The following is a 19,867-nucleotide window of genomic DNA, read 5'->3' on the forward strand; positions in this document are numbered from 1 at the left end:
TTTAAAATTGAATAAAGTTCTTTACGGACAGTCTAGTAACGCTATTAAAAGCAGACCGTCTTGATTTTCAATAATTGCGATACTGCGTGTTATTCCTATGCCTTTAAAAATGTATTTGTTGTCTTTCTTTTCTATAAACTCAGGCATTAGAATAAAATTTCCTTTTAAAGTGATATCAATTTTAGGGTCATGCACTGGTAATTGGTGATAGACTTCATGTAATGTCATATACTTATATAGGTAAGTATTCTCAAAACAATCATTAAAATCTGTGTAGGTATGAATGATATGGTTATAGATTGTTATATCCTCTATAATTTCAAATGGCTTATTGTTAAATTTTTCAATTCTCTTATCCGTTGTTTTATGTATTATTTTTCCTTTAAAATTTGGAATCATAATATCATCGTAAATAGACTCTAATTGAGGTCTAAATGTTGTTAAGTCGGAACTATGAATAAACCCAGAATAGAATTGATTTTTCACTTTTATAAAATCCCCTTGAAGTTGTAAACCTTCACCAATGTGTATAGATTGTTTTGTTTCAACAATTTTCTCTGCAACAATTCTTTCTCCAACTGTAATGCGCGTTATCAATTTTGAACCTAACGAAGGTTTTTCATAAAGTTTAGCACCAAAAATATTGATGACAAAGAACGAATTCTTGTCACTTATTTCTTTTGAGGAATTACCCGTTGTAGTTTTAAGACCTGCGCTGTTCATTGTTTCAATGTTTTGAATTGAAGCCCTTGATATCATTATCTATTATGAATAAAAGACGTTGCCAAACTTACAACATAGCGTTTAGATTTATAGATATACGATTCCTTCACTATTACCACTTTTTATGTATAAAAGTATATTAGCGATATGCGCATTGTGGTTAGTTTTATCGTTCCAATTATGTCTATGTACGTATAAAAACATATCTAACAGCTCTTTGTCCGAATCTTTAGGAATAATAAGTATATTACCACGTCTAGGTATAGATACAAATAATTCTTCTGACTCTAAAAAATCATGAGCCATACGCATCTGTGTATAACTAAGAGCTCTTTCATTAGAAAATCGAGTTCCATTTGAACTCAACACTTTATTATCAAATTCTTTTTCAAACTTAAATCCTTGTTCAAGATCGTCTAAGTTGTCGCTAGCTTCTTGATATAAGTTTCTATTTCCAAAAAAATCTTTATGTTTCTTTGATAGATATACCAAACCATTTGGCGTTTCTACGGCATAAGATTTAACAACTAAAGGAATTTTATCATCATCATTATCTTCAAGAACTTCTACATTATAGAGTGCTCCATTTTTAACACCTGGCCAACTTGCTGGTTGTAGTACAGGATAAAGTTTATATTCTCCATCTACAGCTTTTTGCACGTCTTGGTCTATTTCTGCTAAATATTGTTTTTTTTCTTGATCTGTCATAAGTATAGTGATGTGTAATTAATTTAATACAAATGTATAAGAGTATATGACCAATTTTATCCCTGTATTCAGCCATTTAAAGATTTAGTGGTTTACATAGTTTTAGTCCATAAAAAACTACCAGTAAGTGCCCACTAAAAACGTCATACGTATAAAAGCAATTACACTTTCTTCCGTCAAGACTAAGGGAGTTTCCAAGGTGGTAACTTCATCACCATCTACAAAAACCACAAATAATCCGTCTTTAAAAGCTAGTATTACATTATCTATAGCCTCTTGTTCTACAGCTAAATCTTTATTTGCTAAGTCGCCAAAATCTACTTTACCTCTCTGGGCTTGGTCTTGTATTTCTGCTGGACTTAAAAAACCAACTACATTAACTTCTATTCTTTTTTTATTAAAAGCCTCTACTTGGTTTTTTACACAACCTACCAATAACTCTTGCAGGTTTTTTGGAGTAGTTTCTAGCGTTAATGGTATTTGTTTTACCTTTTTTTTACCTAGTCTTTTAAGTTGTAGTGTTAGTTGTGGCATATGTGCATTTTGTTTTTTGGTGCGTTAGGGATTGGCGTGTAAAGCCCAAAGTGCGATAGCACGAGGACTTGCAACAAAAGCCCGCCCCACCTTAAGTGGGGAACGCCCTTATTATTTTATAAATTAGCTATTTATTTGTGCTAAAATGGTTGGATCTTGTATTTTGTTGTCTTCTGATAAAAGTTTCATTTTAGAAATAATTTCTGCTGATTTTGGATCGTCGTCTACAAAGGGTAAAAACATACGGCCTCTGTGCTGACTGTGAACCGGAATTATTGATAATTGCAAGCCGTTTTTACTTACTTGTCCGCTTCCTAAATGTATACTATACTCGCCCAAAGTACCTGCTACCAATATGTGGCGCTCTTTAACCGTAATGTTTTTGAGTTTAAACAGCTGTGCAGACTCGGTTGCTAGAACAGCACGCATTTGCATTGTACTATGGCTAGCTTCTGGGTCTACACCACCTACGTGAGCAACACTTACCACTAGGTCTATGTCTCTCATAATTTCGCTAAAAACTACCGAAGGCACATCTTTTAAAGGTATTGGCTTGTAATTTTCTAGTGAATAAAACACAATATGTTCTAAGGTAGGTGCTTCTATATCTGCTGGCGAAAACCAATCTGCCATTGCGTACATAGTTGCCATAAATCCTAGTTTATGATATACTTTTTGCAATCCGTCTTCATGGCTAACCGTCCAGCCACGACCGCGTAATAAGGCTACCGTTTTTTGTGGCTGTATTTGGTGTCCTTGGTAACGCTCTGACTTTGCGCCAAGCTCTAGCTCGTCTTTAGTAACCAAGTACAGTTCTCTAAAAACTTGTTTAAATGGTTGTATTAAGCGCTCTGCAAATAGGTGTTTTTGGTACAAATCCCACTGTACGGCTTTGTATAAGTGAGATGGATGTGCAATGACCAAAACATCGTCTTCTTGTAAATGATGTTTTTTACCTTGTGTGTCTGTTAGTACACCGTCTGCATAAAAACCAGAAATTTCTTTTTCTGGAGAAAACAACACCAATTTGCTAAGCATAACCTTTACAATTGGGTGCTGCATTATTTTGTGTATCTCTGCTGCGGTAAACTTATCTTCGTTTACCATAGCATTTTCTAGAGATAAACGAGTTCTACTGTATTGTTTAGATAAATAAGATTTGCCTTCTTTTAAAGCTAATACTTGCTTGTCTTTTTTATACTTAGCAGGTATAGACTTTTGCTTTTTATTGCCTTTGGTAACTATAATGTCTGTTTTACCTTCATCTGTAATTACCAATTCTATAACTGCATCTTCAAAGGTGAGTACGGCATTTTCCATTATAGCTAATGTTGCTTTACTCTCCATAGCCCAGCTAAAGCGTACGCGGTCCTGGAAACCTGCGTTCCTAGACAGGTTGTCTAACGCAATTTCTACAGCATTTTTCTCGCTCTCTTGACGTTGTGCACCAAATTGCTTACTTTCTTTTAAAAACTGTTGCAACAAGTTGTAGCGCTTTAATAAATCTTTTTCTGGAATGGTTTTACTAAGCGGAATTAACCCTAGTGCACGTACATAGTCTTTATCTCTTTTCTCTGTAATTTTCTTTAAGGTTTCGGTAATTTTTACCTCACCCAACATTACACTAGAGTATAATTTTACTTGTCTGTGCCCATTACCATCTGTAATATATTTGGCAGCATCATGCAAAATTTTCCAATTGGCTTTACCTATACTTTTGTATACTTTATTAAACCAATCTATATCTATTGCACCAATTGCAAAGTCGGACTTTGGAATATTAGAATACCTAGAAATTATAGTTTCCTTTTCGCCACTCATATAATCTGATGCATGCGCTTGAAACCACCAAACTGCATCTTCTAACTTCTCTAACCCTAGATATTCGCCAACAAAACCTGCCCATTGCGTTGCGTAGCAAGCCAGTTCTACCAATCGTTTTTTAGGAATTTTAGTTTCATCTGCAAGTGCCGCAAAATCTGAATAACTTTCTGTTTCTTTAAGTACACTCTTTTTTAAAATAGCACTAAACTTAGATTTTTTAGTATCGCCATAATAACTATAACCACGCTCAAAAGTATCTTTACCCATACGTTGTAATACTTTAAAAACATAGTCTACACCCTCTACCTTACTAAGACTAGAAATATATTCTGATGCATCTGTAGCTAAATCTCCACGTTCTAATTCTACCGAAAGAATATTTGTTTTTAAATCGTTAAAAACACCTTTAGGAACTAAGCTTACATCTAAATTACCATTGCGTATTCTGTAGTTTTGTGCACCATCTAAAATAGACATTAACTCTGATGAGTTTAGTGCTTGAAAAAGAAGATCGTCTTTAGTAATTAGATTTTTTTGATATAATACCAAAGAAATATCTATGAATGGCAATACCAAACCTCTATCTATTACTCTCTTCTCTGTAATGTCTTTTATATCTGTTATTGGTTTTGGATACCCAATATATTGCGCTCCTAAAAACATTTTTATATCCCAAAATTTCTTTAACTGTGCTTCATCTGCAAACTGTTTTAAATCTTCTTCATTTATTATGCAAACTAAACCATCAATAACATTAATCCAGTGATAATCATCGTACCTATAACTTCTATTATAAGAAAATTTAGTTGTTTTTAGTTTCTCTGGAAAGTTAGCAATGACATCTTCCCATAAATCTAATTTAAAGCTAAATACAGCTGCTCTATCTGCATTAACATTATACAAACGTTTTAAAATTGTTGTGTACTTGGTATTAGTACTGTAGTAACTACGATCTGTAGTGTCTAATTTTATCTGAGTTAAATCTGGAACATATTGTTTAGTATACTCTTCTAACTTTTCATAATTACCATAAGGAGCATTAATTCTGTTTATATAACGAATAGCAAAATACATTTCAAAATCGTTAAGATTACTCTCTTCATACCATTTTATCCATAGATCTGCTAAGGGTAAATTTTGTAGATGTACTTCTGGAGTAACTATTTCTTGAATTCTTTTTATGTCATGAATACCATTCGCTATTAAGGTTGTACCTGTTTCACCATCATAAGCCTCAAATTGGTATTCGTGATTTCTATGCTCGTGCACAAGTGTTATTAGGTTATTAATTGCAGTTACTATTTTACGTTCATCTACAAAATCTCTAAACTTAAAACTCCCTGTGGTAATACCTAGCTTATTAAAAAAACCTTTATTATCATTAAACCTAACTTGTGGCGTATATAATGGAGATAAGTTAGCGTAATCTACCTCTCCAAAACCATTACTGTAAGAATACCCAATTTTTGTTTTACAAAACTTCTCTAAAAATACACTCTCGTTTTTAGTAAATTTTGGACGTTCCTTGTATAAGGTAACCTGCTCTTTTATAAATTCTGGATATTGTTCTACGTCTTGTACTAATGTTAGTATTTCTAGAGCTGCTAAACGTTGGTCTACATTTTTAGCTGTTATTAAATTTTGTGTACTTGTTTTAAATGTAGTTTCTGGCTGTTTAATTATCAACTTCATTAATCCAGATCGTAGACTTTTATTTTTTCTAGTAAAAAGATCTTCTACAACATCTAAATCTTCTTGGTGCAAAGGCATATGATGAAAAACCTGTATACCCGTAGACATTACAGACTCACTCCTATCTTTAATAGCTTGGTGTGCTAATTTTCTACGCCAAGAATTCTCTGATAAAATTAATTGAGTTGGTTTTGTGTTTCCGTAGTTATACCCATAAGAATATGTAAAATGATTTGGAAACACTTTCCTCATATATCTTTCTCTTACCCCAGTTGGCAATTTTGCTAATTGATCTGATAGCAATAGTAACTGCTCTTCCGATGCTTTTTCTATAATTAAATCATAGAAATAATTTGGTGTAATTGTAAAACTATGCCAAGAGAAAACCATACCCTCATAGCATTTACCATCTTTTGGCAAAGATTCTGCAACTTTTTGTATTTGTACAAAAAGCTTATTATCTATATTTATAGCAGGTAAACTTAAGCTTAGCCAATAATCTAAAGCTGGGTTATTACCCAATTCTTTTTTATAATACTCTACAATAGATTCGTGTGTTCGTTGGGTCTGATTAACAAAGTAAAGTCCTAGTAATTTTTTCTCTAATTTATCTGTTGCATATACCAGTTCTAATGCCTTTTTGTTTGCAACATCTACATCTACTAAACCAATTGCCCAAAGACCTACATAAACCTCTAAATTATCTTTGCTAGTAAGTAATACGTCTATATCTTTTAGGTTTAAAATATAAGCCTCACTCAATTCTAAAACTCTTCTTATTGTTGCCTTTTTAGGTGCTTCCCAACCAAAACCAAACCAAGTATCTACAGCTCTAACTACACTACTAAAGCGTGTTAAATCGTTCTCTAGAATAACTCCAATCATATATTTTAATGCACCGTGACTGGTAGAATCTAAGGACTCTAAAATAGTTTGTCTTAATCCTTCTTGCCGTTGCGCTGCCAATAATAACTTAGAAACTAATTCCCAATTCTCTTCTTTCTGAGTTAACAACAACCCTTTTATAATATCTCTACTTACACCTCCAATTTCATCTTCAGCTTGTATAATGTCTTTAACAACATCTATAACTAACTCTGTTTTATATTGTAATACCGTACCAAAAAAATAACTGTTTTTGTGATCAAAATATGTACTATATTGAAACTGCTCTACTAAAGACAACGCTCCAAAACCTTTACGACTAAAAGCCAAAAAAGTTCTAAAGTAATCTAATTTATTGTGTAAATGATTTGTGTTTACTTTTGCCCTAAAAGCTCTTCTGCTATAGCCATTCTGATATGGTAAATAATCGAATAAGCTCCACATAGCAGCTAAATATGGAGCTTGTACTTCTCCGTACAATAAAACCCCTAAACGAAAACCTTCATCTGTTGTCCAAGGGTTAACCGTAACTGCATCATCAAAAGCATTAGAAAAAATAGTTATTGTTTCGTGATTCATTCGTGGATTAAGCAAATTTGCTAATATTTGCCCTAGTACCTCATATGGATACGAAAACCCCTCTAAATCTTCATCTTTTAATGCTGCCTTTTGGTGCTTTTTTATATACTCTTGTGCTTTTTCAAATGGAATCATAATTATGTTATTCTTTTGATGTATTTTTTATTTTATTAGTCCGTTTTTGTAGGCTCCTAATTTAAAATCTATTTGACTTTTAAAAACCTCTTTAAGATCTTCTTTTGGCTGTAGTGTAAGTCCTAGTTGAAAATGTTTATTGTGATCATATCCTATATATTCTTGAGCAACAAAACGCACCTGTGCTTCATTAGTAGCGCTATTATAATCTAGCACAGTAAAACTGTGTGTTAAAAATTGCATTGATGCTGCTTCACTTAAAAAATAAAGGAATGCTTTATAAGTTTTAATTTCTGAAATAGTAATATTATTTAACTGTGCCAACTCTTTAATCCAAGAATCATTTTTTAATGCCTTTAAAAGAGATTCTTTTGTAAAAATATCTTGCAGTGTAACATTTTGCATTGTACGCAAATCTAGTGTTATTACCCCTAAAGAGTTCCCCATAGGACCACACGCTTCTCTACTATTAACACCATATTCGTAACTATAAAAAGGTCCAACAAGTGAAAGCGGATTGTAATACGAATAATAGAAAACCTCGCATTTATTAGACTCTAGTTTATTTTTAGTAAAAAAGTTGATACTGTCAGTTTTTGCATCATACAATACAGCTCCCATAGCTGTTGCTTTCTTTGTTGTTATTTTAAAATTATTTAATTCAAATAGCACAGAATCTACTTGTGCACTTATTTTCTGCGCACTAAGAGAAACTACACTAAATAGTATACCAATTACAACTAATGAGCACCTTTTTTTCCTAATTTTTAAAGTGTGTATTGTATGCATATCTTATAAACAGAAACCTTTTTATCTTATTTTATACAGGCGTAAATTCTTTTGCAATTTAAAATGAATGCAGAACTCTTTTATCCCTGAATTAAGGGATATTTTAGCTTCACTGAATACAGTGAAAAACATCATTGTTTTTTTTGAGAAATTTGTAAAACCAAAATTAAACGGCCTTATGATACTTGCTAAACACGAACTTGGTTTCAATTTTTATGAAGACGAAACATCTTTTGAAAAAATTAAAGGATGTGACAATTACCCAGAAGATTTTTATTACGAGATTTTTGTACTTGCTAAATCTACTAAAAACAAGCAGATTAGAACCGAATGTGCCAATATCATAAAAAAACAGGCACCAGAAGCTTTACAACTCGCCTTTAAGAGTCGAAAAAAAATAACGACAATACAAGATTCTCAATCTTTTAACAAGAAACTGATTGCTGTATTAGAGTACGGCGTACTTTCAGAAGACTTAGACCTTTGTAAACTATACACACTTGTTTGTAAGCGATTAACGCTTTCGCTTGAATATAGAAGTAAAGAAGTTATTGAACTTCTCATAGAAACACCACGTCTTTTAAGTCAGTTTAATGGTGTTAAAGAATTAACAATTAGCACCTCTAGACAGGAAGAAGGTTTTAGAAACGTTGTAAACAACATAACGCAACTTTCTTCATTAGAGAAACTTGAGCTTGACATTGATTATAAATACATACCAGAAGAACTAGAACGATTAGTTAACTTAAAAGAGTTTATACTAGCAGCACCTAACTTAGTATGGGTTCCCGTAGGAATAACCAAGTTAAAAGCACTTAAAAAGTTGGAGTTTAGAGGAGATTTTCGTTATGGTGATGACGATCCTAACCCTAACATCGTTAACTTTATTTGGCTTACAGAACTTACAAGTTTAAAGCATTTAAGAATAGGTTCTTTTACAGTGCAAGATCTCTCTAATGTTGAGCTTCCGGCAAGTTTAAAAAAATTAGAGCTTTTTAGGTTAGAAAATCTAACCGCTTTACCCGAAACACTTGGTCACTTACCAAAACTAAAAACATTAAGGCTAAGTGGTATAAGGGAGCTAGAACACTTTCCTGCATCTGTTAGTGAATTTAAAACCTTAGAGGTTTTAGAAGCTATTCATTTATCTAAATTAAAAAAAGTTCCTGCTGCTTTTATTTTTGGACCAAATATTAAACGTTTACTAGGTTTGTATACAGAGTTTATGCCTTATGGAGTAACACCTGTAACTAAGCTAAAAAGAATCGTTTTTACCAATCCAGAGCTTCTTAGTTTTGTATTAGATAATGCCTTGTCTTTTACTAATTTAAAAGAGATAGAAATTAATTGTGATGCACCACAAAGAAGAAGTGAGCATACGCTTTCTGCATTTAAAAAACTTAAAAACCTTAAGTATAAGTTAGCACATCATTTAGAATGGGTTTTAGAGGATATTCACGAATGTAAAAAGCTAGAAGACGTTTTTATTTATGGTATATATAATGGAGCTGATGCTAAAATAACAAACGCTGATGTTGCTAATTTTCCTCAGTCATTTTCTAGAATAGAGTATTTGCAAACCTTAAAAGTGCACAGTGCAAAAGCACTAGTTTTAAATACAGATTATTTACCTATAAAGACAGACAGTCTTACCATTACAGGTATAAAAGTCATTGAGCCAGGTATTGAAGATTTTGAGGTAACTAATCTAAAGGTAATAGATACACCTATTACCGCATTACAAAAGTTTTATTCAGTAATACGTGCTAAAAAAATAAAGTTAGACGATGTAAATAGTGCTAAAAATGAGACTTTAGATTTTGATAATTTTAAAGACCCTGAAAGCATTAAGGATTTTATATTTAATAGTAATGTAAAAGGCTTAGATAAGGCATTAAAAGCACTTTGTAATTTACAAACACTAACCATTGATTTTAATGTAGATAATGCCGAACAAAACAATGGTTTAACCGCTTATACGCATCATAATTTAAAGAACTTGACGATTAAAAATTTTAATGGTGACACTAGTGTTATTAAATTATTATTAGAGCATACGCCTCATCTAGAGTTTTTAGAAATTTACGATTGTGTAGGCCTTGTAGATCTTCCTAAGGTTACTTTAAATAAACTAAAAACGCTAAAATTATTTTATAGCGATGATATACAGTCTATAGAAAACGTAACAGTGCCCAACATAGAACTTTTTAAAGTTTTATCGTGTGACAATTTTGGTTACAATGCTATGGTTACGGCATCGCATTGGAAAACGCTTAAGTTTCTTTGGTTAGAACACATTAGTAAAGATCTTGAAACCTACCCAGAGACCATTGCAGACTTAAATTTAGACACCTTTTTTATTGATGGATTTTTAACTAAAAGACAAATACCAAAATGGATAGGCAGAATGAAATCCTTACGAGTTCTAGGAATAGAACAGTTTTATTATTGTCCATTACCGGAAGAATTAGCCGAATTAACCCAATTAAAAATAATGAGTATCAGAGGGTGTGATTTTACAGAACAAGTATCTGATAAATTTAAGAATCTGAATTTAGAGGATTTAATTTACAGGTATTCAAAATTTAATGGAAACAATATGAAATCCTCTAAATTTTACGCATTAGCTAAAAATAAAATCTTAAAAGAGGATTTTGATAACAGATATGAAAAATATGATCTGTACTGCTAAAGAAATTTAAGCACAACGTACCGCAACCCAAAGCCCTATTTTCAAAAGAAATTTATACTTTAAAAATTAACGATTACTATGACAAAACCAACAGAAGTCCCTGAATTCACCTATTATAAAATGGATGAATATTATGAAGATATTAAAAAGTGTAAAAACTTTCCAGAAGATTTTTACTATGAAATTTTTACGATTGCAAAAGCAACCTCAGATAAAAAAAATAGAGCAGAGTGTGCTAACATTATAAAAAAACAAGCCCCAGAAGCTTTGCAACTAGCCTTTAAAAGCCGAAAAAAAATTACACAAAAAGGAAGAAACGCAGCTAGAATGATTTCCTTTTTAGAATACGGGTTGCTATCTAAAGACTTAGACCTTCTTAAATTATATGATCTAATGACGAGAAAGAATAGAAAACTGGGATTTTTTAGGTTTTCGGTAGATTTTTTAGATCGCTTGTTAGAACATCCACATATATTAAGACGATTTAATGGCGTAAAAAGTTTAGAAATCCATTTAAAAGGACAAGGCAATAAATATGATAGTATTCTTAATGAGATATCAAAATTAACGTCGTTAGAAGAAATAGATCTCGAGGGAGAGTTTGAGCAACTACCAGAGGATTTTGGTAATTTATCAAAATTAAAAGAATTAAAGCTTGTTGCGCCTTGTTTAAAAAGGTTTCCAAGTACAATGTCTCAGTTAACATCCTTAAAAAAAATACGTATAGAAGGTGATTATTGGATTGGAAAAATTATTCCTAATATGAATCTAACCGATTTTAATTGGCTTACAAAACTTACTAAATTAAAAGTGTTCAAACTACGTTATGTAGGCGTGCAAGACCTATCTCAAGTCGTGTTTCCTGCATCCTTAAAACGTATAGAATTGTTTTACTTAAATGAATTAACAACATTACCTAAAGATGTTAGTCATTTAAAGCAACTAAAAAAGTTTCAGATTTTATCTAAAAGCATAGCTAGCTTACCAAGTGGTTTTGAAGATTTACCAAAATTAGAGCTTTTTGAACTTAACGCTCCTAAGATAGATTCCATATCATCTACCTTATTTTTTGGCGATGCGTCTAGATGTTTTGGAGATACACCTAGACCTAAATTAGAAACAAAAATTACATATAGCGAAACTAATATATCAACAATGACAGAAGTAAGTCTGCGAGAATATATAGAAATAGATTCACCCAAACTACTTCATTTTGTGTTAGATAATGCGTCGTTTTTCCCTAATTTAAAGACGATAACTGTAGATTGTGAAGCACCAGAAACCCCACATAAAACATCGTTAGCAGCATTTAACAATTTAACAACGCTTAACTACAAACTAGAGCATAAACTAGATTGGCTTTTAGAAGGGATTGAGCAATGTACAAATCTTAAAAATGTAGAATTATACAGGTTTCAAGAGTCAGGTACTAGAGATATAAAATTAGCTGTTAGAATTTTTCCTAATGTGTTTTCAAAAATAGCACAGTTAGAAAACCTGACGATTAAAAATGCTAGTGCTTTAGTTGTAGACACTGACCATTTACCTAAGCATATTACTAATTTAACTATTTCTGAAATTAAAGGCATAAAAGCAGGAACAGAACCTTTTGATGTGTTTAATGTGGAAATTAAAGCCACACCAATTCTTAATTTACAGGAATTTTATGCAGTAATTAGTGCGGCTAAATTTAATCTTGGACATAGAAATAATGATGTCAATAATGTATTAGATTTTGAAAACTTTAGACATCCAGAAAAAATTGAATCGTTTGATTTTACCAGTGATGTGAGTCAGTTAGATAGCTTACTTAAAAACTTCATAAATTTAAAAGAGCTTACCATTACGTTTAAAAAAAATAAGCCAGAACATAACAATGCATTAACTGCTTTTAAACACACCAATTTAAAAGTATTAAGAATTGATGATTATAACGGAACTACTGAAGCTTTAGAACGTTTATTAACACACACACCAAACCTTGAATTTTTAGGGATATTTGAAGCCAAAGGTTTTGATGCTTTTCCTGCTGTAAGCTTGCCTCAGCTTAAAAAGTTAAGAATGCAGAGTGTCGCTCTTAAAACCATAGACAACCTTAAAGTGGAAACTATAGAAGCCATAAAACTAATACATTGTGATCATATTAGTGATGAAAGTATCGAAGTGATATCGCGTTGGAATTCTTTAAAACACCTTTGGTTTGAAGGCTTAGATGAAAATGGAGGCACATACCCTGAATCGATTTCTGAATTAAATTTAGAAACACTTTTTATCAGAGCACATCATAAAGAAGAAAAAATCCCTACTTGGATTGCTAATCTAAAAAATCTACGTGTTTTAGGAATAAACAATTTTAAACAAGTTGTTTTACCTGTTGAATTAGCCACATTAACACAGCTTGAAGTATTAAGTATTAGTGGATGTGAATTTTCAGAACAAGTATCTGAAGACTTTAGAACCCTTAACCTACAAAAATTGGTGTATTGGACCTCTAAATTTAATGGTAGTAATATGAAATCTGAACTCTATGAGCCATTGGAGAATAAGTTGGTGTCTCAACGTAATTTTGATAATGAAGATAGTGAAGCGCCTTTTAGGGTCTAATTAAAATAACAGCATTATCATTCCTATTTTTATTACTCGTAATTGTTTTCAAAAAAATAAAAATTACGACATCTATCCATAGCACTTAAATAATCTAGTGTTGCAATAGTACAGTACTAGATTTTGTGTTTTTTAAGCATTAATTAACTAAAGTTTCAATAATTACTGAAACTTTAGAATATTTAATATATCTTTGTAAAAGACTAATAATATATACTTTATGAGTTTTTTAAAAGCAGAATGGCGAAAATTAGCATTTGCTAACTATACAATAGACCCAAAATTATTAAAGAAATATGTTCCGTTTGGTACAGAACTAGATACCTACAATAATAAATGCTACGTTAGTTTAGTTGGTTTTATGTTTGTAAACACAAAGTTACTTGGAGTTAAAATTCCTTTTCATTCTAATTTTGAAGAAGTAAATCTTCGCTTTTATGTAAAAAGGTTTGATGGCGAAGTTTGGAAAAGAGGTGTTGTTTTTATAAAAGAAATAGTTCCTAAAGCTGCATTAACTTTTGTGGCTAATACCGTTTATAATGAAAATTATGAAACACTACCTATGCAACATATTTGGGAGCAAAATAACACCAATAAAAAAGTAGTTTACAAGTGGAAAAAGAATAACAAATGGAATTCATTTTCAATTAATGCCAATACTACGTCAAAAACCATAGAACTTAATAGCGAAACAGAATTTATTACAGAACATTATTGGGGTTACGCAACAGTTAATAAAAACAGTTCTAATGAATACGAAGTAACACATCCAAAATGGGAAGAATATCCTGTTAAAGAGTATTCTATTTCTGTAGACTTTGGAGCATTGTACGGAGAAGAATTTCAGTTTTTATCTAAACAAAAACCATCTTCTGTAATGCTAGCAGAAGGCTCTACAATTACAGTAGAGAGCAAAAGAAAACTTACGTTAAAAGAATAATATAATGAACTATACTGAAGCTAAATTAAAATTTATAAATACCTGGGGAACTTTAGGTTCTCTTTGGGGTATAAATAAAGCAATGGCACAAATACAAGCACTTTTATTTGTTTCTACTTCTCCTCTTTCTATGGAAGAAATAATGGATGAATTAAAGATATCTAGAGGCAATACAAGTATGAATCTTAGACAACTTATAGATTGGGGCATTGTAACCAAAGAATTTAAAGCTGGCGAACGCAAAGAGTATTTTTCGACAGAAAAAAATGTACAAGAGCTTACGCGTATTATAGCAAAAGAAAGAAGCAGAAGAGAAATACAACCTGCTGTAAAAACATTAAAAGAAGTTTATACTATTACAGACGATGGTACTGCAGAAACTAAAGAACTTATAAAGCAAACAAAAGCACTACACGACCTTGCAGAGACTGCTGATATAATGCTAAACAAAATTGTAAGTCACAAACAAAATTGGTTAACAAAATCTATTTTCAAAATTTTTAATTAACCCTATAATGCAAAAGAAAATCCTAAATAAAATACTGACCATTAGTATTGGACTCGTTTGGCTTGCAAACGGATTGTTATGCAAAGTACTAAACCTTGTTCCTAGACACGAGCAAATTGTAGGTCGTATTTTAGGAGATGCTTTTGCTAAACCACTAACCATAAGTATTGGAATATCAGAAATAATAATGGCCATTTGGGTTTTTACTGGTTATAAATCTAGACTTAATACTGTATTACAAATTTCAATAATTACAATTATGAATAGCATAGAGTTTGTAGTAGTACCAGACCTACTACTATGGGGTAAATTAAATTCGGTTTTTGCTTTGCTTTTAATTGCTGTTATTTTTTACAATGAGTTTTATTTAAATAAAAAAACAACAAACGCATTATGTTAAACGCTTTAAAAAATCATCCGTTTGCAGTTGAAGCTTTTTTTAAAAACTCTACCGTATTAACTTTTGCTATTCCTAAAGAAGAATTAGAAAACAAAATACCTAAGCATTTAAAATTAGACACATTTAAAGACAAATGGGCTTTTGTTGCTATTGCAATGGTACAGACACAAGATTTAAGACCTAAAGGTTTTCCTAAATTTATGGGGAATAATTTTTTCCTTATTGGGTACAGAGTTTTTGTTACTTACACTAATAAAGCGGGTAAACGTTTGCGTGGTTTGTATATTTTAAAATCTGAAACAAATAAAAAAAAGATGCAGTTAATGGGTAATATTTTTACACATTACAACTACACAACTACAGATATTACCATAACTAAAGAAAAAAACAATACAGAAATAAGCTCTTTAGCATCTAATTTTAAGGTTAATTATAATGATAATTTAGATCTTGTTAATTTACCTGAAGACTCACCTTTTAGCGACTATAAAGAAGCTAGAAGATTTGCAGGCCCACTACCTTTTACATTTACTTATAAAAAAGAAAACAACAGTATTTTAATAATACAAGGTGTACGACAAAATTGGATACCATCTCCTATTCATATTAATAAATACCACTTTAACTTTTTAGAGGAAGCCGGATTTAAAAATCCAATTTTAGCAAATGCTTTTAGCATAAAAAATATTCCATATCACTGGAAAAAAGGAAAACTAGAATTATGGTAACAGACAGAAAAAAATTTCAAGGTGTATTAAATATACTAAGCTTTAATAGGCATTTTTATGGTTTTGGGCTACTTATTTTAGCAATCCTAATAACCATACTAAGCCTAGCACAACTACCTAGTAATTTAATTTGGTTAGTAATTGCTTTATTTTCTTACGGTTTATTAATTCCATTAGTAGTATCTGCCTATGTTTACGATTTTTCAGGTTACTATAATTTTAATTGGCTAAAAGAAGAAATTGGCAACAGTTTTAAATCGCAAAAAATAGTAAACATAAATGCTGGGTTTGATGAGACTAGTTTCATTTTAAAGAATAAATTTCCTGAATCCAATCTACAAGTATTCGATTTTTATAATGTAGAACAACACACTGAACCTGCCATTGTACGTGCACGCAAAGTAAGTTTAGTATACCCAAAAACAACAACCATAAAAACAAAAAAAATCCCTTTAGAAGAAAATTCTATAGATCTATTATTCTTATTATCCGCAGCACATGAAATTAGATCTAACCAAGAAAAAGTCTTGTTTTTAAAAGAATGTAGAAGAGTATGCAAACCAACAGGAAAAGTAATAATGGTAGAGCACTTAAGAGATGTACCTAATTTTTTAGCATTCTCTGTTGGCTTTACCCATTTTTTTAGCAAAAAAACGTGGCAAAAAATATTTAAAAATGCGGGGTTTACTAAAATCGAAGAAAAGAAATTTACACCATTTATGTCGGTTTTCACTTGTAGTTAATAACCTTATTATTTAAAATATGGAATTTCATTTATATATTATTGGCACGCTATTAATGGTTTTAGCCCTAATACACATTATTTTTCCAAAGTACTTTAACTGGAAAATAGAGTTGCAACCACTTAGCTTAATTAACCGTCAGATGATGACTACGCACACCTTTTTTATTGCACTAACTGTATTTTTAATGGGGTTATTATGTGTAACATCTGCAACCCAATTAATAAAGACAAGTTTAGGGAACAAGATAATTTTAGGCTTAGCTATATTTTGGAGTATTAGGTTATTTTTTCAGTTTTTTGTGTATTCTAAAATTTTATGGAAAGGCAAAAAATTTGAGACCGTAATTCATATTATATTCTCAGGATTTTGGGTATATTTATGTACAATATTTTTCACAATCTATTTTAACAACTAAACATATGAGTAAGCTAGTAATTGCAGGCGGGACAGGTTTTTTAGGGAATGAGCTACTAGATTTTTACGGCAGTAAATACAATGAAATAGTTGTTTTAACGCGTGGAGAATCTCGTACATCTAAAAATATATCTTATGTACAATGGGATGCTAAAACTATTGGCAAATGGCATCGCAGTTTAGATAACGCAGATGCATTAATAAACCTAACAGGTAAATCTGTAGATTGTAGATTTACCAAAAAAAATAAAGAGCTAATTTTAAATTCTAGAGTAGATTCTACTTTAGCACTTGGTAAAGCAATAAACTTAGTAGATAACCCTCCTAAAGTTTGGCTAAACGCATCTTCTGCAGCAATATCTCACCCTAATAAAGAAGAAAACGGAGAAGATTTTATGCTTTACGTAGGTCAAGAATGGGAAAAAGCTTTTAATTCAATTACACATAAAGAAACTAGAAAAGTAGCTTTACGTATCTCCCTAGTCTTTGGCAAAGATGGTGGTGCTTTAGTTCCTTTAAAAAAAATTACCCAGTTTGGACTTGGTGGTAAACAAGGTAGTGGCAACCAAATGGTAAGTTGGGTGCACAGCAAAGACTTTGTTGGTATCACTAACTTTTTATTAGAAAAAAATTCTGTTACCGGACCAGTAGTTGTTGCGGCTCCAGATTCAAAATCTAATAAAAAATTAATGGCAACAATAAGAAAGACTTTAAAAGTACCTTTTGGCTTACCTTCTTTTAGTTGGATGCTAAAAATAGGTGGCTTTATTATTGGTACAGAACCAAGCCTAATTTTAAATAGTATGAATGTTTATCCTGAAAAATTAACTAAAAACAGATTCAAATTTAAATACGCAACATTAGAATCTGCTTTAAAAAACATTTTAAAATAACATTAATTTTTAGCGTTCTCTTTTACAGCGTCATAACCACCAAGTAAGTTTATGGCGTTATACCCCAAAGATGTTAGCTTTTCTGCTGCTTTTGCACTTCTTCCTCCGCTTTTACAATACACGTAGATAGTTTTACTTTTTGGTATACTATCAAAATAACTAGTAAAAGAATCGCTTAGAACATTTACATTCTTAGCATTTTCTAAATGCCCCAAACCAAACTCCTCAGAAGTACGTACGTCTACTAACAAAGTGTTTTTAATATCACTTTGTGAAAATTCTGTGATATGTTTTGATTTACTTTGTGAACAAGAAGTAATTACAAGTGCAAAAAAAATAATACTGAAAAAATATTTCATAAGAAGATTGTTTTTATTCAAAATTAAACATTTTAATTAAAATCCCCTACATTTGGAAAATCAACAAGAACTAATGCACCAACTTAAACCTAACACTTGGGTAGATAACTATGCTGATTATTTATTTAATTACGCAGTAGCTAGAGTAAGCGATTCTGAAATTGCTAAAGATTTAGTGCAAGAAACTTTTTTTGCAGGGTTAAAATCTGCAAAAAATTATAAAGGAGATGCCGCAGAGCGTACGTGGTTAATTGCTATTCTAAAGCGAAAAGTGATAGACCATTACCGTAAAATAAATTCTAACAAAGGCAAAGCAGAGGTTAGAATGTCTTACAGCTCTAGCATTGACTCTGACGGAGATTGGTTAGAGGAACAAGTCGCAGATCCTTTTAGCAAACTAGAAAATAGCGATTTAGAAAACGAAGAATTGGGTCTTGCTATTCAAGAATGTATTTCTAAGTTACCTAAAAAACAGGCATTAGTTTTTAAAATGAAAACAATTCAAGGCATAAGTACAGAAGATATTTGTAATGAACTTGGCATTAATTCGTCTAACCTTTGGGTTATTATCCATAGGGCCAGAACAGCTTTAATGGGATGCTTAAACACTAATTGGTTTTAATTATGATTTCTTGTGAAAAAGCAGCTAAAATCTGCAACAAACTACAATACAAAGAAGCTTCTTTTTTCGAAAAGATAAGTCTTAAGTTTCATTTATTAATTTGCAAAACTTGTCCTCAGTTTTCTAAAAAAAATTCTGAGTTTACATCACTTTGTGAAAAAGCTCATTTACAATCTTTAACAGAAGAAGAAAAGATTAAGATGAAACAAGAGCTAGAAAATGTAAATGAATAAGATAATCTACTAGGTAGACTATTAAAAGCCAAGCAATAGGTATTGCCTCTACCCAAAAAGAAGCAAAATACTTTGTTTGCTTACCTTTTGTATGCAACACTAAAAAACCAAAACTTAAAAAAAGAATACCTTTAGCTATTAAGTCTAAAGGTGTAATTGTTTCTTTTAAATAGGTTGTAAAAAAGAAAATTAAGACAACAACTCCTGTTGTTAACTTTGTATGTATTACACCAAAACGTTGTGGTATTGTTTTTAAGGACGGAGAATCGTATGCTAAATCTCTAATCTCAAAAGGCATTAGCAGTATTAAAACAATTAGGAAACGCTGAAAAGTTTCTATCCAAACATCTGGACTTAAGTCCATATTAGCAGATAAAACAGGTAACAACACTGTAACTCCTGCCCAAACAATGGCAACCATAAAAACTTTTAATGCACCAAAACTTCTTAAATTTTTAGCTTTTGGTAACACAGGCAATGTATATATAGCGGTAAATACCCCCAAAGCAAACATACAATACCAAACATCTTTATGTAAAAAAAAAGCAAAATAGACAGCAAAGGCCATTGCTAAAAAGCTAAAAACCTGAATGCTTTTATGGTATTTGTTTACTACCAAGATATACTTCTTTGCCTCTACTCCATATTTTATAAAATTATAGCAAGCTATAGTACTAAAAAAACAGAAATAAGCAAGGTTCTGATTTATAGTGATATCTAAAAGTAGTGCGGTAATTTCTAGCAGGCAAAACACAGAAGCAGCAACGTGAACGCTCGCATCTAGGTAAAAATTAAAAATTCTCCTGACTAATTTCATTACACAAATGTAACTAAAGTGTTCATAACATTAATTATTCGT

General features: G+C 31.3%; 18 protein-coding genes. 11 read left to right on the top strand and 7 right to left on the bottom strand.

From position 1 onward, the window contains the following. Positions 1–21: 21 nt before the first annotated feature. The 5 genes from BT107_RS07845 to BT107_RS07865 all read right to left on the bottom strand — a co-directional run bounded on the left by BT107_RS07845 (position 22) and on the right by BT107_RS07865 (position 7,869). Entirely contained in the window at positions 22–723 is a 702-nt protein-coding gene (locus BT107_RS07845; RefSeq protein ID WP_139254297.1) for an SH3 domain-containing protein, read from the bottom strand. A gap of 87 nt (positions 724–810) precedes the next feature. Next, positions 811–1,431, bottom strand: coding sequence for a DUF1444 domain-containing protein (locus BT107_RS07850; RefSeq protein ID WP_072303238.1), 621 nt, complete (start codon positions 1,429–1,431; stop codon positions 811–813). 117 nt (positions 1,432–1,548) lie between these two features. Continuing rightward, the gene (locus BT107_RS07855) at positions 1,549–1,965 is read right to left on the bottom strand and encodes a hypothetical protein (RefSeq protein ID WP_072303239.1); all 417 of its coding nucleotides are present in this window, start codon (positions 1,963–1,965) and stop codon (positions 1,549–1,551) included. Between the two features lie 123 nt (positions 1,966–2,088). Next, the gene (locus BT107_RS07860; RefSeq protein ID WP_072303240.1) at positions 2,089–7,080 is read right to left on the bottom strand and encodes a DUF4132 domain-containing protein; all 4,992 of its coding nucleotides are present in this window, start codon (positions 7,078–7,080) and stop codon (positions 2,089–2,091) included. A 27-nt stretch (positions 7,081–7,107) separates the two neighbouring features. Continuing rightward, complete coding sequence (locus BT107_RS07865; protein WP_072303241.1) at positions 7,108–7,869, bottom strand: hypothetical protein; 762 nt, start codon at positions 7,867–7,869, stop codon at positions 7,108–7,110. Between the two features lie 121 nt (positions 7,870–7,990). Here BT107_RS07865 and BT107_RS07870 point away from each other — a divergent pair, with 121 nt between their 5' ends. From BT107_RS07870 to BT107_RS07910, 9 genes are all read left to right on the top strand, one after another. Next, complete coding sequence (locus tag BT107_RS07870) at positions 7,991–10,561, top strand: leucine-rich repeat domain-containing protein (RefSeq protein WP_170854720.1); 2,571 nt, start codon at positions 7,991–7,993, stop codon at positions 10,559–10,561. A 78-nt stretch (positions 10,562–10,639) separates the two neighbouring features. Next, positions 10,640–13,165: a leucine-rich repeat domain-containing protein gene (locus BT107_RS07875; RefSeq protein WP_072303243.1), complete on the top strand. Its 2,526-nt coding sequence runs from the start codon at positions 10,640–10,642 to the stop codon at positions 13,163–13,165. A 220-nt stretch (positions 13,166–13,385) separates the two neighbouring features. Continuing rightward, the gene (locus BT107_RS07880) at positions 13,386–14,105 is read left to right on the top strand and encodes a YqjF family protein (protein ID WP_072303244.1); all 720 of its coding nucleotides are present in this window, start codon (positions 13,386–13,388) and stop codon (positions 14,103–14,105) included. A gap of 4 nt (positions 14,106–14,109) precedes the next feature. After that, on the top strand, positions 14,110–14,613 hold the full coding sequence (locus tag BT107_RS07885) for a GbsR/MarR family transcriptional regulator (RefSeq protein WP_072303245.1): 504 nt from the start codon (positions 14,110–14,112) through the stop codon (positions 14,611–14,613). A gap of 7 nt (positions 14,614–14,620) precedes the next feature. Then, complete coding sequence (locus BT107_RS07890) at positions 14,621–15,013, top strand: DoxX-like family protein (protein ID WP_072303246.1); 393 nt, start codon at positions 14,621–14,623, stop codon at positions 15,011–15,013. Beyond that, entirely contained in the window at positions 15,007–15,741 is a 735-nt protein-coding gene (locus tag BT107_RS07895; RefSeq protein WP_072303247.1) for a DUF2071 domain-containing protein, read from the top strand. The genes BT107_RS07890 and BT107_RS07895 overlap by 7 nt, the downstream gene beginning before the upstream one ends. Then, positions 15,735–16,484, top strand: coding sequence for a class I SAM-dependent methyltransferase (locus BT107_RS07900; RefSeq protein WP_072303248.1), 750 nt, complete (start codon positions 15,735–15,737; stop codon positions 16,482–16,484). The genes BT107_RS07895 and BT107_RS07900 overlap by 7 nt, the downstream gene beginning before the upstream one ends. Positions 16,485–16,503: 19 nt before the next feature. Beyond that, a complete protein-coding gene (locus BT107_RS07905) occupies positions 16,504–16,902 on the top strand; it encodes a hypothetical protein (RefSeq protein WP_072303249.1) in 399 nt (132 codons plus the stop codon). Positions 16,903–16,906: 4 nt separating this feature from the next. Beyond that, complete coding sequence (locus BT107_RS07910) at positions 16,907–17,794, top strand: TIGR01777 family oxidoreductase (protein ID WP_072303250.1); 888 nt, start codon at positions 16,907–16,909, stop codon at positions 17,792–17,794. 2 nt (positions 17,795–17,796) lie between these two features. Here BT107_RS07910 and BT107_RS07915 read toward each other — a convergent pair whose 3' ends face one another. Next, positions 17,797–18,153, bottom strand: a complete 357-nt coding sequence (locus BT107_RS07915) for a rhodanese-like domain-containing protein (RefSeq protein WP_072303251.1) — start codon at positions 18,151–18,153, stop codon at positions 17,797–17,799. A gap of 73 nt (positions 18,154–18,226) precedes the next feature. Between BT107_RS07915 and BT107_RS07920 the strand changes: the two genes are divergently transcribed. After that, positions 18,227–18,775: a sigma-70 family RNA polymerase sigma factor gene (locus tag BT107_RS07920; protein ID WP_072303252.1), complete on the top strand. Its 549-nt coding sequence runs from the start codon at positions 18,227–18,229 to the stop codon at positions 18,773–18,775. Positions 18,776–18,777: 2 nt separating this feature from the next. After that, on the top strand, positions 18,778–19,008 hold the full coding sequence (locus BT107_RS07925) for a hypothetical protein (protein ID WP_072303253.1): 231 nt from the start codon (positions 18,778–18,780) through the stop codon (positions 19,006–19,008). Here the strand turns inward: BT107_RS07925 and BT107_RS07930 are convergent. Beyond that, a complete protein-coding gene (locus BT107_RS07930) occupies positions 18,971–19,825 on the bottom strand; it encodes a UbiA prenyltransferase family protein (protein ID WP_072303254.1) in 855 nt (284 codons plus the stop codon). The two genes, BT107_RS07925 and BT107_RS07930, sit on opposite strands and share 38 nt — an antisense overlap. Between the last annotated feature and the right edge of the window lie 42 nt (positions 19,826–19,867).

The sequence above is a fragment of the Cellulophaga fucicola genome, assembly GCF_900119145.1.
GTDB classification, from domain to species: domain Bacteria; phylum Bacteroidota; class Bacteroidia; order Flavobacteriales; family Flavobacteriaceae; genus Cellulophaga; species Cellulophaga fucicola.